This is a genomic window from Viridibacillus soli, assembly GCF_016612995.1.
In the GTDB taxonomy this organism is placed as follows: Bacteria; Bacillota; Bacilli; order Bacillales_A; family Planococcaceae; genus Viridibacillus; species Viridibacillus soli.
Genome location: NZ_JAEOAH010000055.1, coordinates 1 through 25,616, shown reverse-complemented (window position 1 = coordinate 25,616; position 25,616 = coordinate 1). Strand labels below are relative to the sequence as shown.

The window sequence follows — 25,616 nt, the reverse complement described above, 5'->3', positions numbered from 1 at the left end:
GTTGTATCGAGAAGCTTCTATAAAGATTCTAGAATGATTTTTTACACATACATAATATCCGTGTGCCCCTATGTTATTTGAACGAAAAGTCATTACTGTTTTACAACTACTACAGATCGGCTGCAATACTCCCCTTCCATTTGAATTTGCAATAGAGTCTTGTATCTCTTGCTCAAATTTTAATAAACATTCTTGAACCTTCAAGTAGTCATCTAACAATATAATAGGTTCTACGTGAGGCAACCGAACGTATTGCTCTTGAAGTTTCATATGCCCCGCATAAAAAGGATTTTTTAAGCAAGCCAATAATTTTAAATTATTTGTTGTTACCTTTTTAAATCGCATCAATTGTTCAATAAGTTCTTCAGCTGAATTAACATTCCCCACTGAATAGAATAAAGACTTGATATCTCTTTCCATCTCTAGTTTAGGTGTATAATTCTTTTTATCTCCTTTACCTATAACATTGAACCCCATTAATGAATTAGGATATTGCAATGCTACTAAACTCGTTCTATCTGCAATATTTCTACCCTCTGATTGAGCGAATATCCCATATAGAGATTCTACAGATAAGGATTTCGAGAAGCTAGGATGACCTGAATCAGTAAAAATCACGTAGACATCATACTTATAGAAAATTTTCACCAAATCAATATATTCATAAAAATTACGAGCTAGGCGGTCACGATTTTGAACAAGGACCGTCTTAATTTTTCCTTTTTGAATTTCTGAAATTAATCTATTTAACTCAGGTCGTTTTTCAAATGCTAGCTTATTCGCAGAAATATTATCATCAAGGAAATATTGTACATTATTTGTATTTATTTGATTTTTAGAAAAATAACCTTCTGCTAATTGTTCTTGTTGACCAATATTTTGTCCAGAAGTTGATACCCTACAATATACCCCTATAGCAGCGTTACTCAACACCTTTAAATCTGCATATCCCATTACATTATTCCTCCATATCGTCTTTGTTCCGGATTAGGAAGGCCCCCTTCATTTGTGGAGTAAGGTCCAACTGATCCAAAGTAATTTTCTCAATCAATCTTTTAAGAAAATAGATAGATTCCTCTTTTGCATCTTCATTAAAAGAAACTTTAATTACTGGTTTATGAGAAATAGTAAACATCCTTTCGTCAATGTATTACTAGCATCATTGACGAAAGGGGAAAAACTTATTCAGTTTTTCTATTAATTTCTAAATCTAGTTACAGCATTCTCAGAAGAAACATAGCAATAAACGATTTTATCCTGTGCTTTACTCACTTATGAATTCGATTAACTCAAAGTTTCTTGAGAATTGCTTGTAGAAAGGAGTTTTTAAATTTGGCTTTTTTTCCTTTTACTTGTTTTACAAAATCCAAATAAAAGTCAGGAATATTCCTCGTTAAACGTGTCTCATTATAAAAAATAACCGTATTTGCATTGGGATTGCTTAAAATGAACTCTTTCATTTCGTTTAATTTAGTACCTTTCATAGAGGTCTTTTGATAGGCAGATGTAGCTGCCTCAACAAATATTACAACAGTCTGGAAACCATTATTTTTGGCTTTTAAAATGATTTCCTTTTCCTGAATGGAAAGAGAATCTGACCAACAAGTATAGGCAACAGCAATTTCCATTGACTCCTTGGAAAGATTGCAAGGTAATTCTGCAGGCTGGAGGTCTTTTCTCTCTCCTTCTGTAATTACATAGACACCATTTTCAACATAAGAATACTTAAACATCTTATTCATAAACCTCTTCCTCTCTATTAATGTATTTTGAAAATGTAATTTAATCGAAAGCATTTTATTCATTGAGATTCTGTTTTTCAAGAGGAACAGCAATTTCTAAATCTAGTTCTTGCTGATAACCTGATAAAAAATTCGAACTTCCATCAAGTGGCTGCACGAAAACTTTTGACTCAATCGCTGGCACCTCAAGTTCTTTTAGTACTTGAAACAAGTCGATCATTTTGATCATTCCTTTCAAATAAATAGTATTTTTCAAATCGTTCAATGATAGATCGAGATATACCTATCGACTCGCAGTATTCATACACAGATTTAAGCCAATAAAGATCTTGTTGTTTTGGATGCATATTTGTCTCCTGGTGTGAAATTTAATTTCCGAAGGGATTATCTTCTTCCCATTTTGTTTTTTCAAGGGGGGATCGGATTTTTTTTATTTTTTTTGAAATTGCTGAAAACAGATCAACAAAAGGCTCAAAAAAGCCTTTTTTGATGCTTACAGGGGATTAAATTTATAGCATTAAAACGCTCAGAAGTAGCTGGTTTTAAAAGAGGAGTCGGTAATGGAAGCAGTATAAGAAAGTTGTTTCACTATGAGCGTCAGTTGCGAAGTGCTATGGATAAATAAAAAACTAATCTAACAATGGACACAATAGGAAATATTAAATCAAACAAAAATCCCCAAACCTTTGATATAAGTGGGTTTGAGGACGTCTTTGAGTACTATAGGAAATGCTCGTTTCTGAATAGACAAGGAGAGTCACTGGTTCGCGATACAAGACTATCATTTTAAACACCTGTAAATATTGATATATCAATCAGGTTCGCCTTTTAGTCATTCATATTTTAATCATCATACTCCCACCAATCCACCGCGGCTTTCCGCTCCGCTCTTTCACTAACAAATTCAATAATATAACGCGAATTCTTAAATTCCTTCAATTTTAAAATTTCCTCTAAACTAAAGAGGAGCTCTTGCATCACTTCTCGATAATTAAAAAGGTATTGGTGTAGGTGTTCGCCTAGTTGCCACTTTAATATCGTCTCATTATGTAACATTGCACTTAGCTTCCAGCACCACTTTTCTACCTCCTTCCTCGTAAGTTCTTGATATCCTATCACACCATTCCAAAAAGTTGTTTCAAAACCAACCAAATCAGTCCAAACATATGTTGTTGCATTCAGTAAATAGAATGATTTTGTCGTTTTCAGATGCAAACCGTTTAGAGCCACTTCATACATCGGTGCCCCTTTTCCTAGCATTTCAAGAACTTCTTTATTATCAACACAATAGATATTCATCTACACCCCCGCCCTTCTATGAAAGAAGTTTCAACAAACCAGATTTTATTAGTATTCAGAAACGGTTCTTCTAAAAGAAAATGACATACGGCTATCAATTCCACTAACCCCTTATCGAAATCTTCTAAAGTGAATAGCGACTTGTAATCACGGATAATCATTTTATAGTAAGAACGATTTTGCATAAATTCTTCTAAATGCCTCACTAGCTGCACTATCTCTAGTCTTGATAAATCTATAACCGCCCTCTTCTTTGATTCTTTCATTGATCGTATTATTGCTAATACAATGCTTGCTTTCATTGTGAAGCTACATACAAAATCCGCATCATTCATGTGACTATTAGCAATAGTACAATGATGATGCTTTTGTACTTGATAAAAATACATCTTATCTCCTCCTTTTCCGTCATAAACTACTCGATTTTTCGAAACAATCAAGAAAAAGAACAACTTTTTATACAAAACATATAATCCGCAAATGTTTTTCGTGCGAAATAGACTCACAAAATATATGAATTATCTCGAATAAACGTTTTTTTAGTGAAAATTAATATTTCAATGAATATTAATTGTCTCTCCTATTGTTTTTTATATACCTAATAGAATCTAATGTACTCAAAATCATTCAGTAACTATCTAAGTAATTGGGCGGTTTAAATATTTTAGTAGAGGAAGATTCAAATGCAACAAAAATTAAACTTAAACGTTACCGTTCAAATTCCTGAAGGGTATGTAATTGTCGACAAATTTGAGTTAGAAGAATTACAAAATAACCAATTAGACGGTGTTTACTGGTCAATGCAAGATTTACAGAACCACGTAAACAGAAAACAAGATTGGATCAAAGAAAACATCCTCTATATTCCTAAGTTCAAACAAGAACTGGATGCATCGTTAGGTGGGTTCGTCTTTTATCCTCATAAAAAAGGACAGCCCTGGAGCTTTCACGCAAAGAGAATGATGAAGTTTTTAGATGAAAAATTTAGTGAAATTCATCATCCCAAACAATAATAAGAAATTTATAGAATCACAGAAAGCAAATATTTAGAAAATGAGTGGCTAGTTTTTAACTCACTGAAGTAGTGGGAATACTGATGCTATAACTGAAAATTTTAATAAACACTCGATGTGTCGAAACGGAGGAACAAATTTTGGCAAGTATCTCAAAGCGCGGAAGCACATGGCAATATACCGTGAGCTATATGGAAGACGGAAAATATAAACCGATTCGTAAAGGGGGATTTCGCACAAAGAAAGAGGCTTCTGTAGCAGCAGTACAGGTTGAAGCAAATATAGCTCAAGGGATTGCTGGTATCAAAAAGGATATAGCATTCGCTCAATATTTCTTAGAATGGTATCAGACTTACAAGAAGGATGTTGGTGCTATTACATTAAATTCGTATCAAGCTACGTACAATAAAATTCTTAGCCATTTTAAAGAAACGCCTCTTCAAAAAGTCACAAAGCGAGATTATCAAAACTTCCTAAATGCCTTAGGTGAAACAAGTGCAAAGGATACTAATCGAAAGCTGAATGGCTACATTCGTACCTGTTTGAAGGAAGCAATTGATGAAGAATTAATAAAAAATGATTTTACTCGAAATATTACTGTCACAGGTTCATCCGGAAAAAAGGGTTTTGAAAAGTTTATTGATTATACAAGCAGCCAATTGCTACTACAAGATTTACACAAGAATATTGACCAAGGAATTGAAAACATTATGCTAATTTTAGCTCTATCTACAGGACTACGATACGGAGAGTTAATTGGCCTATGTATTAATGACTTAGACTTTAAAAACAATCGCATTAAGGTACATCGCCAATGGCAGTATAAAGAAGGCGGTGGTTTTGGTCCATTAAAAACTGAAAAATCGGAGCGGACAATTAGTATTGATAAACTAACAATGAAAGCATTAAAAAAGCATTTAATTACCGTGAAAAATGATCCAGCGAATGTGCATAATTTAGTTTTCTTTGAACCGTCTTCGGATATATCTGTTGTCAAAAATGACAGACTAAACGATACCCTTCGCTCCATTCTAAAGCGCTTAAATATTAAACCGCCCATAACTGTCCACGGACTAAGGCACACGCACTCGAGTATCCTACTTTACAAAGGTATTTCGATTTTATATGTATCCGAACGCTTAGGACACGCTAACATCGACATTACAACATCTACGTATGCCCACGTCTTAAAAGAGTTGCGGGAGCGTGACTCTGAACAGACTAGTAACATCTTTGAACAACTTCTGGTTGTGTAGATACATCGTTTTATAACGGCTGTTTTCTAAGAAATTGTTGCTATTTAACTCGCCTGAAAGAACGTAATAATCTTTCATTTTCTGTGGTGTAGCGTTGATTTTTCGCGACATGAATGGCAAACGGCGCAGTTTACTTTGAAAAGCAGGAAGGGGTTTTTAATAATTTCAAATGGAAAATTTAATTTTTTGTATAGATCATCGAGAATTACAATCTTTTAGAAAACAGTCAAAAATAAAAAGACATCTCTGATTATAGAGATGCCTTTTTATGTGTCGTGTATTTTAAATGATTTCTTTTGATTTGCACTTTTTATAGAATGTATCAATCGTTAAGTCAATATTTGTATAGGTGCTACAATAGTCCAATGGAGTAGTTGATTGTTCAAGCATATTTTGGACTTTATAAAATAAGCTATGTTTGTTCACTTCACTATTCACAAAAATACTCAAATTTTCCAATTTAGAAAAGTCTTTATTTAAATCATCTATTGCGTAAAGATCTAGTGAAGGCAGTAATTTAGATAATGTTTGTTGCCATTTAATATCCCCACCAACGATTGCTATATTTACAGAAGCAAGTAATTCTAACTGTTGTTCCGTAGTTATGGTTTCTTCAATGACTTCTACTTGTGCGGAATCAACCGTCTCGAGTATTTTGATACGTTCTTGAAGCTTATTGTTCTCTTCTAACATTTTATTATATTGCTTTTGAAGTAGTTTATGTTCATTCATTAGCTGATTGAACTTTTCTTCTAATGAATTATATTTTTTAATAGCAGGTTCGTATTGCCGTTCTAATTCCTGTGTATTAGTAAAATACAATTGTTTTTGTATTTGGGTCGCTAATAACGCTTCCATTTTGCTTTCTTCATTTGATGTTACAAGAGAATCAAGTTCTTTAATTTTATTGGTAAAAAAATAGATCCAAAAGATTTGTGGCCAAACATCTGTTATTTCTGCATCATTATTTTCACAGTAATCATTAGCGTAGTTTAATAGAGATTTAAATATTTTCAAATCAACTGTAGTTGAATTGTTAAAATCGAAACCTACAAGATTTAAAATAGGTAAAAATAAGTGAGAAGCATTGAAAAAAGATAAAAGTTCATTAGGGTTTTCCGTATTCTCACTGCTACCTCTGATAGTAATACATTAACCTTTTCCATCAGTCCGTCAAAATCCCGATTTACCCCTTCCCTAATACCTTCTCCCCCTTACCACTCTTTTATGTTATCTTGGATAGCTATGTACTTACGCTTGCTGATCATAGATTCTCTATTTCTCCATTGATAAATACTTGCTGCTGATATCTTTAGGATTTGGCATACCTCAGTGACTGTGTAGCTATCTAATAATTGATTGATTTGTAAGAATACTATGTGTGTTAGTTGTTCGTTCTTCTTGCTCATTTCCTTTCTTCTCCTTTCTCTTTCTTCTGATGTGTATATTTATTTTGTTAAACCCTACTGTACAATGTTCTTTGGATACTTTTATTTTGAGGTCACTTTCATTTTTATGGGTTATAGAATTTTTTTGGAACACTTTTGATTTTGGATTGATAGAAAGGTGCGAAGGCGAAAGAACAGAGTTTTGAAGAAAACAGAAAAGAGAAGGTCACCTATTATTTAAGATTGGTGACCTTCTCCTTCTATAGAGATAGACAGTTTTCTATTGGGTCTTTAATTGAAATTTAATAATATAGAAATTGATACCCGCCTTGCCCTTCTTTATAAAATTTATAATAATCAAAGGTTTTTCTGTCTGAATCAAGTGCATTTTCCAATTCTTGAAGCAGATCTTCTTTAGCTATTTCTTTGAAGTTTTTGATTACTAGAATACTGTCTATTTCATCTTTTGGATAATAGTCTGGTAATAACTCTAATTTATTTGCATAGTTCTGTTCTCGACCTTTTTTATTTTGGACTATATCAACTAATTCACCTTTGTAGTATTCATTAGGTAAGTTAGACTCTTCTCTTCCTTCAGGTTTCACAATGAAATAGGCCAGACTCTTTTTATTCTTTATACTTAAAAGCTTTTGAAGGTTTTTAGACATCTCTTTGGAATCTTTTCTTTTAAGACGCCAGCCAATTAGCACATTCCCCTTGTCATCGGTTGTTGTCATATGCTTGTAAAAGCTATCGTTCTTTTGATTCGCTTTGAATGCAATTGACATATATATATCATCGTCTTTTCCCCACATATTGCCCACTCTTCTATTTTTTAAATATATCCTCGCTTCTTCTTCTACTAATGGTTCTATTATAACAATATACAACCATTATATTACATAAACATTTAACTAAACCACAAGTTTAGTTGGTCATTATAGTAATGAATAACCAATTTAAGGAGGTGTATTAACTATGTAAAATACCGAATTTTGATGATGTAGCAAACAGTTGCTATAAGCATTAAGTTCAGTTACTTAGTGATTAGATATTAATATATCATTGGAAAATATATGAGTAAATAACCTCTATTTTTGTAATGGCAACCCTTGGAATTACTTTAAGTAGTCTTACATATCTATAAAAATCAACTAGATGAGGGGAACTGTCTTGAAAAAACAAACATTAATCAAGAAACTAACAGCAACGGCATTACTAGTATCGTCATTCACAATGGCAAGTGTATTTGCACCAACCGATGCATTCGCAACAAAAGATGGCAAATACACCGCATCTAAATCGGCAACATCTCAAGAAGCAGACGCACTAAACTATTTAAACAAAGAACGGAAAAAAGCGGGATTACAACCTGTCAAAGTAGACCCAATGACAAAGAAATTGGCTTACAACCACGCTAACTACATTGCAATGAACGGTGATAAAGAAGGACACTACGAAACAAGTGGTAATCGTGGGTACACAGGAAAAACTTCATTCTTACGTGCATTAAAAATTAATTATTTCAAATATACAGAAAAAAATTTAGACAGAGAATCAAACAACAGCTTATTCAGTGAAAACCTAGCGTACCTAGAAGATAATAAAACTTCAGGTAAAGATGCTATGAAAAATCTAATTATGGATTCACCTCGACATTCTGCTAAACTTATGAGAGATGGTTTAAGTTATGTAGGTATTGGCTATAGAATGTATAACTCTCAATCAGCGGTACTTGATGTAGTGGTGGATGGGATAGAACCAGTATTCAACAATACACCTTTTGTATACCCTTACAGTGATGCAACTGGTTTCAGACCTTACAATGATAGAACAGAAGAAGGAAGTCCATTCTTAAGTTATGAAAAAGATAAAGACTACAATTACGGTAATATGTTATATATTGTTTATCCTAACAAAGAAGCAATGAATGCATCTACATTCACTCTAAAAGATTCAGAAGGTTGTACAGTTCCTCTATATGTGAATACTAAAACTGAAGAAGGTAAATTAGATGGTATCGCTTACTACATGCCTAAAGAAGAACTAGCAAAAGGTACTAAGTACACTGCAAGTATCAAAGGTGGTAGTTTTGAAAAGACATGGTCATTCACAACAAGCGGTACAAACAACTACAAAAAACAAATTGGTACATTAATAGTAAAATCAATCACATCTAAATACGATTCAAATGGCGAATATATGTATAAAGTAAAAGCAGGAATGAAATTGGCTATCTACCGAGAAAACACTAAAGGTTACTACATGTACAACGGTACATACATTAAAAAATCACCATCAGTTTCATACAAAGCAAGTAAATAATCAGCTATTAGGAAAGAGCAGTAATCTAATAATTAGATGCTGCTCTTTCTTTAATTGATAGTTACTCCTCTTCTTTGGTTGTTTCTCAACAATACCGTCGCGTTCATCTGCTTTAACTCTATTACGAAGATTCTGGTCATAGACTTCTTTCTCAAAATGAGTTAAGGCAGGATCATCTGCATAGCTCCAGCCTTTCAGTTTTCTCTTGCTCATTACTCGCTTCTCTCCTTCTCTTTCTGTTTCTCTTTCTTTTACATACAAAAAAGAAGTGCATCCCCTTTCAACAGAAAAGAAAAGTCTTCAAAACGGAAAAAATATATTATTGAGAATAATTGACCACCTAGCATTCGAAAAAAGTATCCCATAAGTTATTTTCTCAGCTTTTGTTGATATTTCTTCTCTCAATGTTTCATACACCTCTTTTCCTATAAAAATGGATTCTCTTGTAGCGTCTCTTCAAATTCAGTTGATATTATTGTTATTGAAGTATAAATTTTCACACTCTTGTTCATCAACTTGAAAATCTTAGCCTTCTCGCTTAAAACGAAACTTTTCGGTTATAAAGTAGAAATTTATAGTGTTAAACAACATTAATTAAGTTATAATACGATAGTATTTTTAACTATTAATCAATAGGCTCCAAAGGCCAAAAGTAGTTATTAGTATTGAATTTTTATATATTAGAGGAGAAAAACAATTGAAGAAAATAACTATTGCACTATTATTTTTGATTTCCGTATTAACGATTCTCCAGGTTCCTTCAGCATCTGCAGCCAGCAGTAGTGTGAATCTGACTTCGAAGTTTATTTCTGATTGGCCTAATGAACATGATATTGATGTAGACCGTTGGAATAACAAAACACTATTTACTGATACAAATGGAAGTTCCTACACATATGGAGTCGGCTTTGATCCCTATTATGATAGTTATCGTCTAAGTAGCTTATACGTATCTTATGATATTGCAGATTACAAGAAAACAACCTTTGAGGCAACTGTGTCCCTGCAAAAAGGCTGGAACAAGGGTGATAACGGTCAAACAACCATTGAGGTATATGCAGATGGTACAAGATTGTATAAGAAGGTGTTTGTGAATAGCACACCGGCAGAAAAATTAAAACTGGCGGTCCCAGCTGGTACGAAGAACATAAAGATTTACAGTGCCATCCAAGACGGAGCAGCGGGGTTCCAAAAAGTGTTTGTTGGCAATCCAAAGTTGACGGATACTCTACCGCAAAAGGCAGCTAGTGATGTTATTTCACTTTATCAGGATTTATCGCCAACAGAGGTGAATAATGAATATGATTTCGCGGACGGAGGTTGGGAGGGAAAAAAACCTTTTCAATTGACTGATGGAACAAATTCTTCAGATGCCTATGGTTTCAAACCATATTTTCCTTATGATAATAAAAGATTATATGCACGTTTTTATGTAGGTGACTACAATTATAGTACATTAGAGGCAACCGTGTCCTTAGATAAATCCACTGCAAAAGGTGCTCTCGGACAGAGTGAATTTGTCATTTATGCTGATAATGTGAAGCTTTACACGAAAACCTTTAAAAATAATACACCGCAGCAAAATATCAAGATTGCACTTCCAAAGGGAACCAAGAATCTTACCTTTTATACTGTTATAAATAAGGGAAACCAAGGTAGCCATGCACTTATATTGGATAATGCCCGTTTAACAAAAGTATTGAAGGCTATACCAGCGGATAGTACCATATCTGTAGTTGATCTTGGCACCTCTTCTGTTTCGGATGACTATGACGTATACCATAATGAATGGGATAATTTAGCCTACCAATTAAGTGATGGTACACTCGTGCCTAAAGGCATTGGTTTAGAAGGGTCCGGTTCTTATAGTAACAAATCATCTATTTGGTCTAAGTACTATATTGCTGACTATGCATATCCAACACTAGAGACGAAGGTATCCTTGGATGCAAGATGGAAGAGTGGTAACCGTGGTACAACAAATGTATTCATTTGGGCAGATGGCAAGGTTATTTATCAGACTAAAATGAGTAATACGACTAAGACTAAAAATGTTATTCTTTCTATTCCAAAAGGGACGAAATACTTGAAGTTTGGTTCTAAAAATACAAACGGAAGTAAAGGACATAGTGTTATCTTTGCAGATCCAAGGTTGACCAAACGACCTCAACCGCCAACAGTATCTGGTAAAATCCACAACACAACTACCGTTATAAAAGGAAAAGCAAAAGCAAAAACAACTGTACAAGTGAAGGTTGGCAGCAAAGTGATTGGTAAAACAACTGCTTCGTCTAAAGGTACTTACTCTGTAAAAATTCCTAAACAGAAAATAGGTACACAGCTAAATCTAATCGCAATTGATTCTGCTAAGGGGACAAGTCTTTCGACCAATGTGAAGGTAGAATCAAAAATAATAGGTAGAGTATGGGTAGCTAAACATGGAAAAACAGTGTACAAATACGACAAAAAGGGTAAACGAGTAGGTAAAGTAAAATTCGGTATAAAATATAATGTCTACAAAAAGACATCAACACGTTACTATTTAAAAGATGGTAGTTATATCAAAGACACCATTTCCACCCGTTATAAATAAATAGTAAAACGTCTATTCAACTGTATAACAGTGGTGATAAATACATTAAAATAAACGAAAATATTTTATTCTTTAATGAATCTAGAGTTTAATAGGTGGTATAAAAGGACAGCGTAACTGCTGTCCTTTTCTTTTTGTCTTTTACTTCACCAAGTACCCGACTCTTTTATTGATCTAGACTCCTCTAGCAATATGCGTTATTTTTCCGTTTTTCATGTATAGAGCCAATTGTATTGTTTCATGAAAGTCCATAAAATTCATTTTTTGAGTAGCCACTACTCCTGCCTTCGCGGTTCGGGACTTACACCCTATGGATTATGTCCATGCTAAGAACACTAAAAATAGCGAACGAATCTTTTCGATCCATTCGCTATTTTTTATAGTGTAGATTATTTAATTTGATATTGTGAAATTTAATTAACGCGTCAAATTATATACTTGTGTTCTTTCAAATGGTGAATATAATAGACCATCCGAGTTAACAGTACGTGATAGTATAATGCTATTATCTTTTAATTGTATTGTTCCGCTACCAGTAGCTTCTGAATAACCATCATTAAATGAAAATACCGCATATCCCTGATTGTCCAATGATATAGTTACTGAATAATCACTAATTTGACGACCTTTATAGGTATATTCAAAAACTTTAACAATATACTGATTATCTCTTATACTAAGATTTAAAGACATACCACCATTTTCTGTAACATTACTATTACTCTCCAATGTACTTATCAAAGTTTGGTGTTACGATAGGTTCTTGTTTTGTAGATGTTTGCTTTAAACTTTTTGACAAATAAAGTTCCACAAACTCATAGGAACGAGCTTTCGTATATTCTACAAGCTTATTTGCTTTATCTATACTTGCCATCGTCCCACCTTCATTTTCTAAACCTGCCTCTTCTACTGCTGAATCTCGCTCTTTTATCCACTTTCGCTGAATCAAACGGAGTTCATTAAATTTTTCTGTCGAGAGGTTCATTTTAATATCCCCATAAAGCTCATTTAACAAATTATCCCACGCAATATATTTTTGATTTAACTCTTCTAAAATATCCGTTGTGACTCCTGAATTACCCATTGTATATGTTGCTACTAGGTTCTCAACATTAATCAATTTTTGCTTGTAAGGATTAGTGGTTTCAATAGCTTGTACTTCTTTTGGTACTGTCTTTTTTGGTACTGATTTTTCTACTATATTATTTCCGCGTGTATAATCATGTAACTTCCATGCACCATCTTCGTACATTAATTCGCTAATGTCTTCTCGTACGAAGCCGGATAGAGCATCATCAATATTCGCTATTACCTGTATATGATTAACCCCTAATGTTTTTACTTCAATTTTAGTATATTGTAGGTCGCCCGGAAGGAATACATTTTCACATCCGTAACATTGTTCGTAAATAGTCTTTTTTAATTTACCTTCAACAAACTTTTTTGTAGCATATTGGCGTAGAGTTGGGGTCATCTCCTTATAAATTTTTTCAGTCATACCAGCCCCAACGACATCATACTTTATATCCATTTCCTCAGATTTTTTATAAATAGATTTTGTAATCATAGCTAGTAAATTTTTTATTTCTTCTTCAGTTGGTTCCACAATTGCTTCTTTTACTATTGTGGTTTTCTCTTTAACAGGTGCTTCTACCTTTATACTTTCTTTTGAATCAATATAAAATACAAATCCAATTCCTATGCTAGTAATCACAAATAAAACACTGCCAGCAAAAATCAAATATTTTTTAATGTTCGTCATTTTATCTCTCCTAATTAACACTGTAAGACTTTTAAGGATCTATACCAAATATATACTTGCAGACGAATCCCACTCCCTTTCAGCAGGCATGTTGCGGGATTCGTCCGCTCCAAACAACTCTTTATTTAATGTCAAGTACAGATTATGGTAAAGGACCACTTTTAATAAGGTGAATTCATCTAAGACTGTTCAAAAAAAACCTCCTACTGGGTAATCTAGAAACTCCAAGAACAAAAAATCAACCCTAAGTCTTCTGAATTATTGTTCACTTTTCTCTAGAATAAGTAGTTATAATCTTCTAATCTCATATTTTATAGATTCCATTTCTCTTTTAGTTGATTTTAAATTATATATCATTTCTTTATTTTGATTTATCAACTCTTCATCTTGTAATAATATTGTACATTCATTTAAATTTGAGGCTGCACCCTTCCTTAAATACTTTATGTATTTTTGTATGATATAACCTGAACATTCATCTTCTGAAAGACCCGTAACTTCTTCAAAATCAATTAGGGTTTGATTTACTTCAACCAAGAAAATTTTATACTTCTTTCTACTGAAAATTTTAGCGAATATATGATAAACACTTGCCATAAGAGAATTATAATGACTAATACATCCAATTAACACCATTTTTAAAATGTAGAGAGGAATAAAAGTACTTACATAGCTTAATGGCATGCATATTATTAATAGTATTGACACCAACCAACCACCTGTAAAAACTTGGTAGATCTCTAGAGTTATTGATAATATAATCGTAAACTATAATGAGAATTTGTGTATTGGGAATGCCAATTTTCCGAAATCCTTATGTATTTATCCATCTTTTCAGCGATCGGCAGACCATTTTCCAATTTTTGTAATAATAAACTCCAATTCTTAAGTTAAATTTACGCTTTGGTTTTTTTCTTATAGCTCTGTCCTGCCGTTTTATATTTGATATAGCATTTCCCTGTACTATTGTTTCAATTTTTGTAGGTGCAGCACATTTTGAGTAAAACTTACTTCCTTTTATCTACCAAATTACAATTTAAACAATATAAATCCATTCCTTCCCAACCATACCCTTAAAATAATACTATGAATCTCACAAAAATACTATATTAAAATAATGATGAATTAGCAAAATTATAATAAATATCGTAAAATAACATTATTTGTTAATTAGTGAAAGTATAGTAAGAATATTTTTTTCTAATTACCTTTTTTCACCTCGGTAACTGTCGCTTAAGTATTTGATAATAGTAAATTCAATACTGTAACTTATACATAGCTCCTAATTATTCCGCACCAGAGAAGAGGCTTCCGTAGCAGCCGCACAAGATGAAGCAAATATAGCTCAAGGGGTTATTGGTATCAAAAAGGATATAGCTTTGCCAATATTTCTTAGAGTGGCATCAGACATATAAGATGGATATTGGTTCTATTACATTAAATTCGTATCAATCGACGTAAAATAAAATTCTTAGCCATTTTAAAGAAACGCCTCTTCAAAAAGTCATAAAGCGAGATTATCAAAATTTCCTAGATGACTTAGGGGAAACAAAGTCAGTACCTTTAAATTAAACCTTTCTGTTTAAAGTAATCCTTAACTATGTCAGGGCTAATCATTAGTTCTGAGGCTATTTATTGCCATGGCCATATGTTTACGAATTTGCTGCATTTCTAAAAATACATCTTTAATGGCAGTTGAATTAAATATTCTAACCTTTGAAGTTTTGATATTCTTCTGAAGGAATAAGATACTCCAACCTTTTAGATAACAGCCTAAAATATATTACCAAGCTACAATATATTCGAGTGGGAATAAAATTGGTATTAGTATTAGTATTTTGTTTCCTATTCATTTCTGTTACTCAAATTATTTATCTTAATTAAAGTTCTTCCATCCTCACGTCACAAAAAAATCAAGGAGTTTGATTCAGAACAGACAAGTAGCGCCTTCTAGCTACTTTTTCTTGTGTAGAAAATGTGTAGAAACTTTTCATTTTCTATCCTTTTCTAACGTATTCTCACAAAAAGGAAAAGCGCCTCAAACCCTTTATGTTAAAGGATTTGAAGCGCTTTTCACTTGGTTCAAACTTATTCTATCTGAACCTTGATACGTCCCAGGAGGGATTCGAACCCCCGACCCCTTCCCTGTATGAGAAGTTGGTACTTCGGCTACTTGCTTAGGTGTGCGATCAACTACAAGTTTACCACCATGTCTTTACAGATTCAGACGGTCCTGTTAGAACAACTAGTTTGTATTTTGGAATCGAAAGTGACACATTCTTTAGATTGTTTTCCCAAGCACCTTTAATAAAAATGGTACCTTTCATATAAATCCTCCTCACCATGCTAAAGCCTCTCGGTAATTGCCGAGACAATTTTATGTATGCGGAGAACTACATTCCAAAAAGTAAATCGCACTATTTCTTTGATTAATTTTTTGTATCAACTTGGTCATTTGTAATCGGAACTCGTGAATTCCCCATCATGAAAACAAATACGACTGCAATGATAATTGGAATCAGTGCTAGAAGAAAAACATGTGTAACTGAGCTAGACATAGCATTAACAATGATATCTAGAACTTCAGCTGGTATTTTTTCACGTACACTAGGTTCAAAAATCTGTCTTATATCACCAACATTAAACATCGCTGAATTGGCACTTTCACCCATACTTTTAAAACCTTCAGTTAGTTTTCTAGTAAATACATTATTTTGTATCGTACCAAAAATCGTAATCCCCATCGTCATTCCTAGCGTGCGTAGGAACGAGTTGGTTGAATTCGCAGTACCACGATAACGAGCATCTAGATTATGCTGAGAAGCCGTCGGTAACAATGAGAATGAGAAGCCCATGCCAAAACCTACTAGAATCATATACAGCGTAAGAAGAATTCGAGCTGTATCTGGTGTTAATGTACTAAGTAGGAACATACCTGCGAAATACGAAATAACAGAAATAATCATTAAGTTACGGTAGCTTATTTTCGTTAAGAAAATACCACCACATGCGCTTCCTGCAACGGAACCCAACATCATAGGCATGAGGATAAGGCCAGCATTAGTTGCTGAAGCGCCATATACAGCCTGAACATAAATAGGAATATATACTGTCAAAATAATAAAGGTACCACCATATAAGAATGCCAACATTTGCGAAGAAGCAAATAGACGACGCTTAAATAAGAAGAACGGAAGTATTGGTTCTTCTGCTTTTAGCTCCACGAAAAAGAACACAATAAAGAAAACAGCGAAACTAACAAACAATGAAATAATCGGTGCCGAGTTCCAATCATACTGTTTACCACCCAGCTCCAATGCAAACATAAGGCTGATTACCGCAATCACAAGTGTTGCAGCTCCCCACCAGTCGATCTTTTGCTTCGTATGTACTGGAGATTCCTTATAATTTTTCATAATAAGTAAAAATGAAACGATACCAATTGGCAAGTTAATATAAAATACCCATTCCCAACCCACATTATCTGTTATATAAGCACCTAAAAGCGGTCCAACAACACTAGCAATACCGAATACCGCGCCCAAAAGACCCGTCATTTTCCCTCTTTTTTGGGGTGGGAATATGTCAAATACAATAGTAAATGCAATTGGCATTAAAGCGCCGGCACCAATTCCCTGAATAGCTCTGTAAATACTAAGTTGCTCAATCGTTTGAGCAAAGCCACAAAGTGCCGAACCAATTACGAATACCGTTAATCCAAAAATAAAAAATCTCTTTCTGCCATACATATCGGATAATTTCCCGAAAATCGGCATACCTGCCATTGTTGTAACCATATAAGCGGACGTAACCCAGACAAATTTGTCCATCCCACCTAGTTGCGATACAATCGTTCCCATAGCAGTCGCAACGATTGTATTGTCAATTGCTGACATAAAAATCGCCAGTAATAGGCCGGTCACAACTAACTTTATATTGCTATTTGATGCTTCCATCTATAAACCCCTTTACAAATTATTAATGACTCCATTAGAATGAACTTGAATAATAACACACTCATCAAATATCTTGTTTATCTAATATCTTGACCATCAAGGTATTAATTATTTTAAAAGGAGGGTTATTTTTTGTCAAGTCACCAAAATGAGCAAACTGCAAATCCGCAAGAACATTTCACCTCACTTATGCGTGGTCTAGGCACCCGAACGTTATTACATCAACAAAATGTAGCTGCCTCTCTCGGGTTATATAATATGGATTTTAAATCTCTAGATATTCTACGCGAAACGGGTCCTATTACCGCTGGAGAACTATCAAAAAAGACCGGGCTTACTACTGGTAGCATTACCGCATTAGTGGACCGTCTTGAAAAAATCGGTTATGTTCGCAGACAAAATGATCCTAATGATCGTCGCAGAGTCATTATTGTTCCAGAGTATGAATCTAAAGAAGAAGTCCGTAATACGTATGAACCGCTTCATAAAACAATGCTTAAACTGGCTTCTTCCTATACACCTGATGAGCTTGCTCTCATTTCACAGTTTATTGGAGAAGCAAGTACGGTCTTAGAAGAGCAAATTCAACATCTCAGCACTTCTACACGTAGCAAATCTTCTTACAGGACAAAGGAGGGCTAAGCATTAAGTTGTTATTATAGCCAGCTACAGTATCATCGTTTTTTCAATTATTAAGCCATTAGCCTTACTTGCAGACAGAAACATTGGAGGCTGGTTTCATCCAGCAAGGCACCATCAATGGGGAAAATTACTCCTTCAGTAGATATTGCTGGAGGAGTTTTTAGTTGGAAAGATTTCTTTAGGGGTATGCATATAGTCATTACTCTCTGATTCATAGTTTACTGGCAACTTTACTAGTTTTACTGGCAACTATGCAGGGTTTACTGGTAACTTTGGGCATTTTACTGGCAACTTTCACTAGTTTACTGGCAACTTTGAAAAATCCTCTCTTAAAATACACGTAGGGGTATACAAATCCACAAAAAAACAGATTCTCTAATGAGAACCTGTCCTAATAAAATGTATGTTACAACTTAAATTTCTGAACTTGTAGATTTAGTTCTTCTGCGAGCTCAGCTAAATGATTAGAACTATTTGAGATTTCTTCCATTGAACTAGTAGTTTGTTGAACAGTTGCAGTTGTTTCTTCGACTCCTGCTGCTGATTGCTCAGATACTGAGGCAATGTCATCAATTGAATTATTGATTTGCAATGTTTTTTGTGAAATACCACTCAGATTAGTTGAAATAACATTTATATTATCTACCATATTGCCAACAGCATCTGATATTTTATGGAATGTTTGGCCTGTAGAAGCTATTTGTTCTGTTCCTTGAATCACTTCTTCGTACCCACTTCTCAGAGATGTAGTCACATTACTTGTTTCTTGCTGAATTTTTTGCACAATTCCTGCAATATCTGTTACAGAAAGCGTTACTTGCTCGGCCAATTTACGCACTTCATCAGCAACTACTGCAAAGCCTTTTCCTTGCTCACCCGCACGTGCAGCTTCGATCGCTGCATTTAAGGCTAGTAAATTCGTTTGATCTGCAATATTTGTAATTACGGATACTAGTTTTGAAATTTCTAATGATTGTTCTGCTAAGTTTTCTACTTTTTGCACGGACGCTAGAACAATTTCATCAATTTTCTCCATCTGTTCGGTTGAAGCAGCCATCAGTCTACTACCTTCATTTGTCAGGTTTTGAACATTTGAAGAGTGGTCGCTAATCTTTTCACCTTCATGATTTGCTTCTTTAACACTTTGAGCGAACGAGTCCATCGCTGTTGCAAGATCACTTGCATTACTTGCTTGAGATTCTGTTCCTTCTGCAATTTCTTGCATTGTTAATGCTATTTGTTCACTACCTGTTTTTACTTCAGAAGCGGACTGAGCTAGTTCTTCACTATTTGATGCCACTTGATGGGAAGCAGTTTGAATATTACTCAAAATTGCATGGACATTGTTACTCATACTATTTGTTGCTTCAACTAATTGCCCAATCTCATCATTAGTTGTTTTAGGTAACGCTGGTTGACTAATATCTCCATTTGATATTTCAGTCATACGATTTGCCACGAGTTGAATTGGTTTTACAATAAATCGTGCAGTAATAATAGCCACGATTATTGAAATGATTGTCAGCAATACCGCCGTAATGATACTAATAAATTGATTTGTTTCCTGATCTTCAATCATTTCCTTGCCAAGTTTCTTAATAACCGCTTCACTCGCTTCAGCTACTCCTTCATAACCTTCACGTACTTCCATTGCTTGGGTATCAACACTTCTAAGATTTTTTATAGCCTGTTGCTTATTTCCACGATCATATTCATCAAAAACATTTTCTTTTACATATGCAATCCATTCATCTGCTTGAACTATAGTATCAGCTAACTCCTGTGATTTTGTTAAATTTTGCGTAATAGCAATATTTTCAACTGCAATTTCAGTATAGTTATCAAATATGGTTTTATATTTACTATCTCCGGATATAACATATCCTCTTACAGCAGATAAACGAACAGCGAATGCCGTAGCTAATTTATCATTTGCAGAAAATATCTCCAGCTCATGATTAACAATTTTCTTTGTTGAATTCTGTGATTCTTCCATCATACTGTAGTTATAGAAACTAAAGCTCACTATCATAATTACAACTAACATAAATCCAAATAATATTTTCGCTCTTACCGACCTGAAATTAATAGAACCCACAATTTTACCCATCATCATTCATACTCCTTAAGCTCTATTTTTGACTAAAAAATTAATACCATTACCTATAGGGTTTGATTTATAAATAAAATATGTATACATATGAATTATTAAAAAGTAAATATTTTGTAGAATTTTATCGATTTTTGTAAAATAATCGATAAAATAATTATACACCATCTCAGAAGAAAATATAGTATAAACTTACTATAAAATACTACTTTTTATTTTTACGAATATTACCAATAGTTTTACACTATTTTATTATCTAGTTCTTTGTCATTTATTCTCTTGTAAATATGCAATCACAGCCCCCCTAATGAATTCGCAGCGATCAGTAGTGAACGTTCATCAATATTAAATTTCGGATGATGTGGGTAAACATTCTCCCAAGCTGGATCACATGCACCTGTAAAGAAGAAACTACCAGGTACTTTTTTTAAATAATAAGCAAAGTCTTCCCCGCCCATCATCGGTTCGTATTAACAAATAAAGTTGTTATTTTTACAATAAAGTCGTTGGATTTTCATTAAATAATTCAAAATCTTTGATTCTTCTGTATTTAAACAAGTATTCTGTTCATAGAGGTGATTGTATGATCAAACATCTTTATTGAATTCGAACATTTTTATTGAATTCGAACATTTTTTTCAGAGGATGGCACCTGCTTTAACAGCTTCAGAAGCTCCATTACTTGAGCAACAAAAACTGCAAAACTTTTCATTCATTTCGCCTATAATACTAAATTAGTATAATATTTTTTTAGAAACGAGGTATAACTTAATGGAATTAAATGCATTTCAGCAATGGGTAAAAGATTACTATGAAGAACGAGGTTGGTCTGACCTAAGTATTTTTACACGAATAGGATTTTTAGCTGAAGAAACAGGAGAAGTGGCACGTGCTATTAGAGCACTTGAAATTGGACGAGATCGCCCAGATGAAGTAGTAGGTTCCTACGAGGAAAATAAACAAGAATTAGTAGAAGAACTTGGCGATGTGTTAGGAAATATTATCGTTATTGCAAATAAATACGACATCTCTCTTGAAGAGGTTTTTAGTACCCATCAAGAAAAACTACATAAACGTTACAAAGGATAATATGAGTAATTTTATTTTTAAAATATAGATACTTCTAGCGCACTACGTTAATTGGTTTTAGTGTTTAAATCAAACTTTTTATAAAGACTAAATACAAATTACAAAAGAGAAATCCATTTTGATCAAACTTTTCTCAAAATGGATTCTTTTGTTTTCCTTAAAATACAGGTTCAAACTTTACTTGAAACCTACTATAGCTTTAACGCTATTCCTCCTCCTCCGCTTTTTGTAGCAGTTTATTCGACAGCCATAAGCCTAAGCCGCCAATACTGATGAAGAGGATTGCGCGAATAAGTAAATCTAAATAAGAAAGGTCAAAGAATATCAATTTGGCAATTGCAAAGACTAGCAAACTGAACCCTGTATATCGAATAATTTTTTGTTTTCCTTGTAAACTAAGCCATAGGGCAATACATGCTGTGATGAATATTATTATCGTATGGCCTGTATATAGGAATCTTTCGCCAAAATAATTATTCATATTGATCTGTGATAATAATGTAGTCGCTGAAATCATGTTAACAAAAAGCCCTATGGAAATGAGTGGATCTACGTAATTTCTTAGCTGGTCTCGCCACTTTTTCAAATATCCTTTACCTTTGTAAACGCTATATAATAAGTAGGTAAAGACTACGGCATAAACTATTCTTAAGAAAATATTATAGGTAAATACTTTTTCAGACAAATTTTCAACCATCAAAACGAAAATCATTGCATAACAGAAACTAATAAGGAATGCTACTGGCAAAAATCTGCCAATATACTTCTCCGCTACAAATAGCATTGAAACTGTCGCGATGGCTAGTGCAAACAGGGTGAAGTATAACATTTCGCTTTGTACATGCATATAGCTAATATCAAGTTTGGCGATGTACCCGAATATATAAAGACTGATGAGAATTGGAATAATTTCTAATATAGCTGCCTTTTCCATCAACGTTTCAAAGCGACCTGAAGCAACTTTTGGTCGTTTTGCAAAAATAAATAATACGAGCATATAAGCGAACATGAATAATTGGTTTAAATGATGAAAGCTCCAAAATGGCTCGACTGGACTGTCTATAAAGACAAACAAAACTACACCGCCAAACAATAAGGAATAAGTGAGTTTCATCAAACTTGCACGTAAACGAAGTGCTAAAAACAAACTAATAAACGCTGTAAATGGTAAGAAGAAATCTAGGGAAATAGTTGATAATTCTAAACGAACAATGAAATTCATCAAAGCTAATAATGCCACTGTCCCATAAATATCGACTATTCTTTTCTGTTTTTTTAAATAAGCAAAACTTGCCAAACCAATGAACCCTGCAGTGAAAACTAATAAGAAAAGGCTATTATAGCGAGTCGCTATCAAATTAATGAATAACAAGCTCATAATACTAAGACTAAACATTAGCCCCTCATATAGTGATGCCCTCTTATGATTCGCCTCATAAAAACACCACCAGCTATACATGAAAATACCCAATACGATTAAAAATGTACTGCCAAATAATATTTCAGGATAATTATTTATAAAACCTACAATCAAAATCGCTAAATGTGAGAAAAATAACGCAGTATATAGGGCAATCTTTTGACAATGTTTCAATATAACAATTTGTAAGCTGCCAAATAGTATAACAACAAATGCTAAAATAATAGCTTCACCAAACGCCATATATTCTAGTAAATAAGGTAGTAGCAATGATGTGAATGCTACAAATATTGTCAGCACTTCACTCTTTTTCATATAGCTGATGACGATTCCATATGCGATGTAAAGCATTGCTACAAACAGCGCAACGAGTAATGGTAAGACGTCATATAAAATGGCACCTGCTGCTGTCGTTAAAATACCGATGGTAAACGCGCCACCGTAAAGCGTAATGTATAGCGCCTTTTGACTTTTCTTTTTGTATTCCATAAAGTACGCGAGACCTATTAACGCTAGTGATAAAACGTATGCAAACGTAATTTTGATACCATTGGCAATAATGCCGTAATCACTAATCAATTTCAATCCCCATAAGACGCCAAGTACAATCATGATCATAAATACTTTCGGCAATAACCAGATAAGCATCTCTTCTATGGATTTTTGCTGTTTAGACTCATGGAGTGGTGTTTCATTAGTTTTCTCCCATTGTAAAGGTGCCTTTTCAAGTGGTTCTTTCTTAGTTTGCACACTTTCTTTTTCAGGACGTCTAATTTTAGCTTTTTCTACTATCTGGACTGGTGGATCGACCTGATTTTTTAGCTGAGCTATCTCCTGCTTTAATGTTGAAACCTCCTGCTCTAACTCAATTAGTCTCTTTTCAAGATTATTTAAATGCATTTACACTCACCTCCTACATAAATTACTATGTAATTATATACATTCACTTTACACTAAAACAATGAATTTGTTTAATTAATTGTAAAATCACACTATTTGACCTTATTTTTTTCTAAAAACTAACACATAATACCACTTATTTCTATTTTTATCATTTCATCAAAAAGAGCATTATTAACCAATCCAAAAAAATAATTAAACCCACCTCATATCCTATGAAAAAGTTTTCGACATTATCTCGAAAACTTTCTGCATTGAAACATATAAAATTTGATCTGCTTTTACTCTCGTTATTACTTACGATAAAAATAAACGCCATTCCTAAAACGCTCAAAGTAGACAGTATCCCCGATTTGTACAGGTTCTTCCATATATGCTGCTACTTTTGCCGTCGTTCCATCGAGCTGCATGGGGACAGCGTAATAAGTGACCGTTCTTGAGTATTCTGCAGGTGGGACATGGTTTCTAGTTCTCCGTATTGATACACAATCATCATCTCCTACTTCCTTTCTAATACATGAATAACAGAGTAAGAACCTGTGCCATCTAGATTATGGGCAAGTGCAATTCTTGCATTCTCTACTTGATTTGGTGCATTGCCTCTTAATTGTTTAACTAGATGAATTAATTGAGCTAAACCAATTTCTCAGATTGAAAGAACTCTTGAGAACAGTCCTTCATTTGTATGTACAGGGATGGCTCCTAAAGTTATGGTTCTTTCCAACCTCTAGTCGTCATAAAGAGCCTATAATGCTTCGGTAGCGATATATTGCACAAAAATAGCCACCATATTCTAAGTAAGAATAGGTGGCATAATTTCAATTTTATTTCAAAACATTATCAGCTAATATGCTTTGCACTTTATAAATATTTTGTGACTTATTAAATTTCTTCTCAATTGGAGTTGCACTCCCTGACAACCAAATCTTAAGTTCTGCATCCATATCAAATGTACCCGCAGTTTCAATCGAAAAATGCACAATACTTTTATATGGAATCGTGTGGTACTCAGTCTTTTTGCCGGAAATGCCTTGCTTGTCGATTAGGATCAATCGCTTATTTGTGAAAATAAACAAATCACGAATCAGTTTACATGCATGCTCAACCTTTTCTGAAGGTATCAATAAATCCTTCAGCTCACTCTCAACTTCCTCAATCTTGACTTCAGATGCGTTACCCATTAAACCATCTAACAATCCCAATTTCATTCCCCCAATCTTTTTATACAGTAAGTATACACTTTAGTATGTACATATTTCTAATTTTAGCAATTTGTTATAAATTACTTTTTCAACTTTCCATTGCATTAGTTCTTTATATCTAGTAGTAAGCGATGTAAATTGACAGGCAATGGTTACTGGAAACTTATTTGGATAAAGGACTGTACAAGGAATATTTAACACTACAGGAGATTCATCGATTGATACCAGGTCATCATCATTTACTGGCGAGTGTATATTTACCTAAAGCAAAAGGACATGAATTAACAGAAGTGGATATTGTGTTAATTCACACTTCTGGAATTTATGCCGTTGAATCAAAAAACTATAGTGGCTGGATATTTGGACGTGAAGAGGATTATAAATGGACATGTTCCTTATCTAATAGACAAAAAAATCGATTCTATAATCCAATTAAACAAAACCAAACACATATAAAAGCACTACAAAAAACACTTTCTAATATAAATCCTCTTCATTTTCGCTCATTAGTAGTCTTTAGTGAAGGATGTGAATTGAAATCCGTTACTGTTTCTTCTGACCATGTTCAGGTTTTAAAAAGAAATAATCTAGCAAAAGCATGGAAAAGAAAAAATGGGATAACATTTTCTCTAAACAGCAAGTAGATGAAATCAACGATCTTCTTGTAGCATACGCTAACCCTTCTGCTGATGTAAAAAAACAACATATTGAAGCAATTAAAGAGAAGTCTTATTCGTGATTACCATTACATAATATTTAAGTTATAATTCAAGCGCTAGGAAGATGTTTCTTTACATCTTCCAATACTTGAATTTGAACGACAAAAAAGAGTTATCCTATAAGCCGAAATTCGACTAATAGGATAACTCTTAAATACGTATGGGTCAGGACGGAATCGAACCGCCGACACTTAGAGCTT

General features: G+C 33.7%; 25 protein-coding genes and 1 pseudogene. 7 read left to right on the top strand and 19 right to left on the bottom strand.

From position 1 onward, the window contains the following. The 5 genes from JFL43_RS20880 to JFL43_RS20860 all read right to left on the bottom strand — a co-directional run. On the bottom strand, positions 1-954 hold a 954-nt coding region (locus tag JFL43_RS20880), incomplete at its 3' end, for a recombinase family protein (protein ID WP_200750541.1). 335 nt (positions 955-1,289) lie between these two features. Next, complete coding sequence (locus JFL43_RS20875; RefSeq protein ID WP_200750540.1) at positions 1,290-1,742, bottom strand: recombinase family protein; 453 nt, start codon at positions 1,740-1,742, stop codon at positions 1,290-1,292. A gap of 55 nt (positions 1,743-1,797) precedes the next feature. Further along, a complete protein-coding gene (locus JFL43_RS20870; RefSeq protein ID WP_200750539.1) occupies positions 1,798-1,962 on the bottom strand; it encodes a hypothetical protein in 165 nt (54 codons plus the stop codon). Between the two features lie 623 nt (positions 1,963-2,585). Then, positions 2,586-3,041, bottom strand: a complete 456-nt coding sequence (locus JFL43_RS20865) for a hypothetical protein (RefSeq protein WP_200750538.1) — start codon at positions 3,039-3,041, stop codon at positions 2,586-2,588. After that, a complete protein-coding gene (locus JFL43_RS20860; RefSeq protein ID WP_200750537.1) occupies positions 3,038-3,430 on the bottom strand; it encodes a hypothetical protein in 393 nt (130 codons plus the stop codon). The genes JFL43_RS20865 and JFL43_RS20860 overlap by 4 nt, the downstream gene beginning before the upstream one ends. Before the next feature lie 294 nt (positions 3,431-3,724). Between JFL43_RS20860 and JFL43_RS20855 the strand changes: the two genes are divergently transcribed. Beyond that, positions 3,725-4,054 (top strand): DUF771 domain-containing protein, encoded by a 330-nt coding sequence (locus JFL43_RS20855; protein ID WP_200750536.1) that lies wholly within the window; start codon positions 3,725-3,727, stop codon positions 4,052-4,054. 140 nt (positions 4,055-4,194) lie between these two features. Next, a complete protein-coding gene (locus tag JFL43_RS20850; protein ID WP_200750535.1) occupies positions 4,195-5,310 on the top strand; it encodes a site-specific integrase in 1,116 nt (371 codons plus the stop codon). A 282-nt stretch (positions 5,311-5,592) separates the two neighbouring features. Here the strand turns inward: JFL43_RS20850 and JFL43_RS20845 are convergent, their stop codons facing one another. From JFL43_RS20845 to JFL43_RS20835, 3 genes are all read right to left on the bottom strand, one after another. Further along, the gene (locus JFL43_RS20845; RefSeq protein ID WP_200750534.1) at positions 5,593-6,327 is read right to left on the bottom strand and encodes a hypothetical protein; all 735 of its coding nucleotides are present in this window, start codon (positions 6,325-6,327) and stop codon (positions 5,593-5,595) included. 197 nt (positions 6,328-6,524) lie between these two features. Beyond that, positions 6,525-6,719: a helix-turn-helix domain-containing protein gene (locus tag JFL43_RS20840; RefSeq protein WP_200750533.1), complete on the bottom strand. Its 195-nt coding sequence runs from the start codon at positions 6,717-6,719 to the stop codon at positions 6,525-6,527. Positions 6,720-7,000: 281 nt separating this feature from the next. Further along, on the bottom strand, positions 7,001-7,513 hold the full coding sequence (locus JFL43_RS20835; protein ID WP_200750532.1) for a hypothetical protein: 513 nt from the start codon (positions 7,511-7,513) through the stop codon (positions 7,001-7,003). 358 nt (positions 7,514-7,871) lie between these two features. Between JFL43_RS20835 and JFL43_RS20830 the strand changes: the two genes are divergently transcribed. Beyond that, positions 7,872-9,023 carry a CAP domain-containing protein gene (locus tag JFL43_RS20830; RefSeq protein WP_200750531.1) on the top strand — a complete coding sequence of 384 codons (1,152 nt, stop codon included), beginning with the start codon at positions 7,872-7,874 and terminating at the stop codon, positions 9,021-9,023. On the opposite strand, the gene JFL43_RS20825 is transcribed toward JFL43_RS20830, so the two are convergent. After that, positions 9,024-9,284, bottom strand: a complete 261-nt coding sequence (locus tag JFL43_RS20825; RefSeq protein ID WP_234447940.1) for a hypothetical protein — start codon at positions 9,282-9,284, stop codon at positions 9,024-9,026. 436 nt (positions 9,285-9,720) lie between these two features. On the opposite strand from JFL43_RS20825, the gene JFL43_RS20820 reads away from it, so the two are divergent. Beyond that, entirely contained in the window at positions 9,721-11,616 is a 1,896-nt protein-coding gene (locus JFL43_RS20820; protein ID WP_200750529.1) for an NPCBM/NEW2 domain-containing protein, read from the top strand. Between the two features lie 417 nt (positions 11,617-12,033). Here JFL43_RS20820 and JFL43_RS20815 read toward each other — a convergent pair whose 3' ends face one another. From JFL43_RS20815 to JFL43_RS20800, 5 genes are all read right to left on the bottom strand, one after another. Next, a complete protein-coding gene (locus tag JFL43_RS20815; RefSeq protein ID WP_200750528.1) occupies positions 12,034-12,345 on the bottom strand; it encodes a hypothetical protein in 312 nt (103 codons plus the stop codon). Then, positions 12,335-13,378 carry a lysozyme inhibitor LprI family protein gene (locus JFL43_RS20810; protein ID WP_200750526.1) on the bottom strand — a complete coding sequence of 348 codons (1,044 nt, stop codon included), beginning with the start codon at positions 13,376-13,378 and terminating at the stop codon, positions 12,335-12,337. The genes JFL43_RS20815 and JFL43_RS20810 overlap by 11 nt, the downstream gene beginning before the upstream one ends. Before the next feature lie 288 nt (positions 13,379-13,666). Beyond that, complete coding sequence (locus JFL43_RS20805) at positions 13,667-14,086, bottom strand: hypothetical protein (protein ID WP_200750524.1); 420 nt, start codon at positions 14,084-14,086, stop codon at positions 13,667-13,669. Between the two features lie 1,493 nt (positions 14,087-15,579). Next, positions 15,580-15,705 carry a hypothetical protein gene (locus tag JFL43_RS23135; protein ID WP_267907832.1) on the bottom strand — a complete coding sequence of 42 codons (126 nt, stop codon included), beginning with the start codon at positions 15,703-15,705 and terminating at the stop codon, positions 15,580-15,582. Positions 15,706-15,807: 102 nt separating this feature from the next. Further along, positions 15,808-17,334, bottom strand: a complete 1,527-nt coding sequence (locus JFL43_RS20800) for an MDR family MFS transporter (protein ID WP_200750523.1) — start codon at positions 17,332-17,334, stop codon at positions 15,808-15,810. 189 nt (positions 17,335-17,523) lie between these two features. Between JFL43_RS20800 and JFL43_RS20795 the strand changes: the two genes are divergently transcribed. Next, entirely contained in the window at positions 17,524-17,976 is a 453-nt protein-coding gene (locus JFL43_RS20795) for a MarR family transcriptional regulator (protein ID WP_200750543.1), read from the top strand. A 406-nt stretch (positions 17,977-18,382) separates the two neighbouring features. On the opposite strand, the gene JFL43_RS20790 is transcribed toward JFL43_RS20795, so the two are convergent. Continuing rightward, on the bottom strand, positions 18,383-20,092 hold the full coding sequence (locus tag JFL43_RS20790; protein WP_234447939.1) for a methyl-accepting chemotaxis protein: 1,710 nt from the start codon (positions 20,090-20,092) through the stop codon (positions 18,383-18,385). A 261-nt stretch (positions 20,093-20,353) separates the two neighbouring features. Beyond that, a pseudogene (locus tag JFL43_RS20785) lies at positions 20,354-20,553 on the bottom strand (M20/M25/M40 family metallo-hydrolase); the annotation flags it as partial. 304 nt (positions 20,554-20,857) lie between these two features. Here JFL43_RS20785 and JFL43_RS20780 point away from each other — a divergent pair. Then, entirely contained in the window at positions 20,858-21,175 is a 318-nt protein-coding gene (locus tag JFL43_RS20780) for a MazG nucleotide pyrophosphohydrolase domain-containing protein (RefSeq protein WP_200750522.1), read from the top strand. A 205-nt stretch (positions 21,176-21,380) separates the two neighbouring features. On the opposite strand, the gene JFL43_RS20775 is transcribed toward JFL43_RS20780, so the two are convergent. From JFL43_RS20775 to JFL43_RS20770, 3 genes are all read right to left on the bottom strand, one after another. After that, the gene (locus JFL43_RS20775; RefSeq protein ID WP_200750521.1) at positions 21,381-23,495 is read right to left on the bottom strand and encodes a DUF2339 domain-containing protein; all 2,115 of its coding nucleotides are present in this window, start codon (positions 23,493-23,495) and stop codon (positions 21,381-21,383) included. 499 nt (positions 23,496-23,994) lie between these two features. Then, positions 23,995-24,138: a thiolase C-terminal domain-containing protein gene (locus JFL43_RS23585; RefSeq protein WP_407702009.1), complete on the bottom strand. Its 144-nt coding sequence runs from the start codon at positions 24,136-24,138 to the stop codon at positions 23,995-23,997. Between the two features lie 181 nt (positions 24,139-24,319). Continuing rightward, entirely contained in the window at positions 24,320-24,697 is a 378-nt protein-coding gene (locus tag JFL43_RS20770) for a PH domain-containing protein (RefSeq protein WP_200750520.1), read from the bottom strand. Between the two features lie 167 nt (positions 24,698-24,864). On the opposite strand from JFL43_RS20770, the gene JFL43_RS20765 reads away from it, so the two are divergent. Further along, a complete protein-coding gene (locus JFL43_RS20765) occupies positions 24,865-25,341 on the top strand; it encodes a nuclease-related domain-containing protein (protein WP_200750519.1) in 477 nt (158 codons plus the stop codon). Positions 25,342-25,616: the final 275 nt, after the last annotated feature.